At 74.8% G+C, this 2,009-nt stretch carries 3 protein-coding genes; all 3 read right to left on the reverse strand.

Annotation, left to right across the window (positions count from 1 at the left end; all coding sequences use genetic code 11):
- Window positions 1–565, reverse strand: a 565-nt coding sequence (locus tag Q0112_RS12415; RefSeq protein ID WP_297975795.1) for a HemK/PrmC family methyltransferase, incomplete at its 3' end; no start/stop codon positions are given.
- On the reverse strand, window positions 562–1,617 hold the full coding sequence (gene prfA, locus Q0112_RS12420; protein WP_297975797.1) for a peptide chain release factor 1: 1,056 nt from the start codon (window positions 1,615–1,617) through the stop codon (window positions 562–564). The genes Q0112_RS12415 and prfA, both read right to left, overlap by 4 nt.
- A gap of 168 nt (window positions 1,618–1,785) precedes the next feature.
- The coding region (locus Q0112_RS12425) for a flavodoxin-dependent (E)-4-hydroxy-3-methylbut-2-enyl-diphosphate synthase (RefSeq protein WP_297975799.1) at window positions 1,786–2,009 on the reverse strand (224 nt) is incomplete at its 5' end.

Below are 2,009 nucleotides of genomic sequence, written 5' to 3' on the forward strand. Positions count from 1 at the left end.
CGGGGATGTAGGGCGGGTTGGAGACGACGAGGTCGAAGCGGCCGGCGAGGCCCTCGGTCCAGTCGAGGCGGCGGAGCTCGGTCCGCTCGGCCAGCCCGAGCCTTGCGGCATTCTCCGCCGCGACGGCGAGGGCGGCGGGGTCGATGTCGGTCCCGACCCCGCGCGCCGCGGGCCATTCGGCGAGCAGGGTGAGCAGGATCGCCCCGCTCCCGGTCCCGAGGTCGAGGATGCGGGCGGGCGGCGGGCCTTCGAGCGCCAGCGCGATCAGCGCCTCGGTCTCCGGGCGCGGGTCGAGGACGGCACCGGTGACCCGGAACTCCCGGCCCCAGAAGGCCCGCCGCCCGACGATCTGCGCCACCGGCCGCGCCCGGGCGCGCTCCTCTAGCATGCGCGCGAAGGCGGCGGCGGCCGCGGCGGGCAGCGGGTCGGCGAGGGCGAGGGTCAGCCGGTCGGGGGCGAGCCCCAGCGCCTCGGCCATCAGCCGGCGGGCGTCGCGCGCCGGCTCGGGCACGCCGGCCGCCCTGAGCCGGGCCGTGCCGCCGGCGAGCGCGGCGCGGACGCTCACGCATCGAGGGCGGCGAGCCGCGCCGCCTGGTCGGCGGCGGTCAGCGCCTCGATCACCTCGCCGAGGTCGCCCTGCATCACCTGGTCGAGCTTGTAGAGCGTCAGCCCGATGCGGTGGTCGGTCAGCCGCCCCTGCGGGAAGTTGTAGGTGCGGATGCGCTCCGAGCGGTCCCCCGATCCCACCTGCCCCTTGCGGTCGGCCGCCCGCTCGGCATCGCGCCTCTGCCGCTCGAGGTCGTAGAGCCGCGCGCGCAGCACCTCCATCGCCCGCGCCCGGTTCTGGTGCTGCGACTTCTCCGAGGAGGTGACGACGATCCCGGTCGGCAGATGGGTGATGCGCACGGCGGAATCGGTGGTGTTGACGTGCTGCCCGCCCGCCCCGGAGGAGCGCATGGTGTCGATGCGGATGTCCTGGGCGGGGATCTCGACGTCCACCTCCTCCGCCTCCGGCAGCACCGCCACCGTCGCCGCCGAGGTGTGGATGCGCCCGCTCGATTCGGTCGCCGGCACCCGCTGCACCCGATGCACGCCCGATTCGAACTTCAGCGCCGCGAAGACGCCGCGGCCGCCGATCTCGGCCACCAGCTCGCGGTAGCCGCCGAGCTCGGTCGGCGTCGCCTCGACGATCCCGAACCGCCAGCCGCGCGTCTCGGCCAGCCGCTGGTACATCCGGGCGAGGTCGGCCGCGAAGAGCGCCGCCTCCTCGCCGCCCGTCCCGGCGCGGATCTCGAGGATCGCCGACCGCTCGTCCGCCTCGTCCCGCGGCAGGAGCGCGAGCTGCAGCTCCCGCTCCGCCTCGGGCAATGCTGCGCGCAGCCGCTCGAGCTCCTCCTGCGCCAGCGCCCGCATCTCCGGGTCGGCGAGCAGCCGCTCCGCCTCCCGCGCCTCGCGCCCGAGCGCGCGCCAGCGGTCGACCGCCGCGACCACCGGCTTCAGCTCGGCATACTCGCGCGAGAGCGCCGGCAGCTCGGCCACCGCCGCGCCCGAGCTCAGCTTCGCCTCGAGGAACTCGAAGCGGGCGCGGATCTGGTCGAGCTTCTCCTCCGGGATCATGGCGCCGGTTGATCGCGCAAGCCGGCCGCCCCCGCAAGGGCGAACTTGGGAAGGCGACCAGCCCGGTCAGGGAGAGCCTGCCGTCCGTTGGCGAATGGCGAAGAGGGGATCCCGCCGCGGCCGGGTTGCGATCATTGAAACGAGGCGGGCGATTCTCGCCCGCGAATCCTATTCCGCCGCCTTCGGCGCGGCGGCGCGCTCAGCCTCGAGCTCGGCGGCGCGCTTCTCGACCAGCTCGACGATATGGTCGACCATCGCGTCGTTGCCGAGCTTGTGGTGCTGCTTGCCGGCCATGTAGACCATCCCCGAGCCCGCGCCGCCGCCGGTGAAGCCGAGATCGGTCATCAGCGCCTCGCCCGGCCCGTTCACCACGCAGCCGATGATCGAGAGCG

The organism is uncultured Amaricoccus sp. (genome assembly GCF_937858865.1).
In the GTDB taxonomy this organism is placed as follows: domain Bacteria; phylum Pseudomonadota; class Alphaproteobacteria; order Rhodobacterales; family Rhodobacteraceae; genus Amaricoccus.